Raw genomic sequence first — 2,099 nt, forward strand, 5'->3', positions numbered from 1 at the left:
AACTTACAAAAATACAAGATGAAAATGACAAGTTTCCTGCTGTAACCTCACTGAGAACGATAGCCTCACATGCAAAAACTTTTCTGGGTAATTCTGTAATTATCACATACGCAGCAGATTACGATGAATATCATTCATATAACGGCATGTACAATATGGATGAGCTTTGGTTATCCAGTGCAATAGACGTAATTGGAATAAACGCATACTTTCCCCTACTCACACCAGGATTATCCTTTGATAAACTCAGCATAGAAGAGATAGCTAAACTGTGGGAGACTGGTGAAGGATACAGTTACTTTTACGATAAGAATGATACCGATAAGAAGCAGCCAATAGCGTATACACATCCACGCTCAGCTTGGAAAAACATACAATACTGGTGGGAAAACCCTCATATAGAATTTACGGAGAAAATAGAAGGTAATACAGGAAAACTTATAGATAAAAAGATATGGTTCATAGAATACGGTTTTCGTAGTGTAGAAAACTGCACAAACCGCAACACATCTCTAGACTTCATAAATGACCCCACAAACAATGACCCAACAAACATTGATTATTTAGCTCAAAAAGTCGCAATCGAAGGGACTTTAAAAGCCTGGAAATCATCAAATATGGTTGAAAGAATGTTCCTATATGGATGGGATTTACGTCCTCAACGCAATACAGATGTTAACTCATTTAGGCGTTGGCAAAGTAGCTTCTTTGTAAATCGTAAAATTATGTTTATAACCCTCTCATCCATAATACAAGATGTCTTACAAGATGCAGGAATAAATCAACTCACTGTAAAGATTAAAAATATCGATAAGGCAATTTATGGATACTCCATTAGCAAAAAGCTATCTGCATGGGATATTATAAAAGAACTACAAAGAGCATATAACTTTACTATCAAAGAAGAAAGTAACCAAATCACCCTATATTCCATGCCTCCTGAAAATGTTATCGCTATTTCCAAGAATGATATTGAAATTGAAAATTGCACTGTAACCCGTACTGCAGCTAATTTGCACAACACACCTGTATTATCCTATATTAGCATGAGGTTTGATTATCAGGTAAGATCACAAAGCTATAGAACACTTAAAACAACACACAATATTACGGACACTGTATATACATCACTGGTGCTCGATGACAAACAAGCAGAAAAAATAGCGCTACACACTTATGATGAAATAATCACGAAAAATACGATCTATAAGATGACCTTGCCTTTGAGATATTTATATCTCAAAATAGGAGATATAATTGAGGTTAAACTAGAATATCTAAATGATACTATTAAAATCACAGAAACGAGAATCCTGAGCACACATATACATATAATGGGTTATGCTTGCTCAGTGGCACCGTTTAACGCAGGAGTGTTTCCTATCTAATAGAATTAATGCCAAACTAGAATATCTAAACAATACTATTGAGATCACAGAAATAAGAGTCTTTGAGCACACAGCATTCGTATAATTTGACATGCCTACTTAGTTACATAATTCAATTCTGAAGTATTTTCCCGTTGAAGTATTATTTCCCATCTCCAGATCCTGCAACTTTCCCTTGACCACTATCTTTTTTATATAGACTGTAAGTATCTTGTCTATCTCTTCATTGTAAGAACTTCTTGTTTTACAGATGTGAAAACTGTCATTTCTCTGTGTTTTTTTTCATTAATAGAATATGTCTTATCTTTTTTAGCTCATAAAAGTCGCATAGGTCACTGCCCTACCTATACAAGAGCAATGTACCTGCTGTTCTATTGTGTTTGCTTACGGTGAGGTAGATGTTTTCTTCCAGAAAGAGTGGGAATGTTCTTGGTTGCTATATAAACAGAAGGTGCTGTTAAAAGATCGGGTTTATAGAAGAGAGGCGAGTCTGTTGTTGGTAAATGCACTGTAAAGACAGTAAGAAAGTTCAAAAAGGATGTTAAAGAAGTTAACTGTGGAGTATGCGGTCTTCTTATAAAAGGTGTAGCTTCTGGTGATGCGATCAAGGTTTTAGAGATTGTAGAACGTGTGAGGGATGTGGAGTGATTGTTTTAGATCATCCACAATTGAGTATAAGCTCAAGGTTTCCTCAGTGCTCGAGAAGGCGCT

Annotated in this window: 1 protein-coding gene; it reads left to right on the forward strand. The window is 35.6% G+C overall.

The annotated features are described in order from the left end of the window. On the forward strand, positions 1-1,388 hold a 1,388-nt coding region (locus KPX09_RS05090), incomplete at its 5' end, for a glycoside hydrolase TIM-barrel-like domain-containing protein (protein ID WP_249549278.1). Between the last annotated feature and the right edge of the window lie 711 nt (positions 1,389-2,099).

The organism is Anaplasma phagocytophilum (genome assembly GCF_023476575.1).
Taxonomy (GTDB): Bacteria; Pseudomonadota; Alphaproteobacteria; order Rickettsiales; family Anaplasmataceae; genus Anaplasma; species Anaplasma phagocytophilum_A.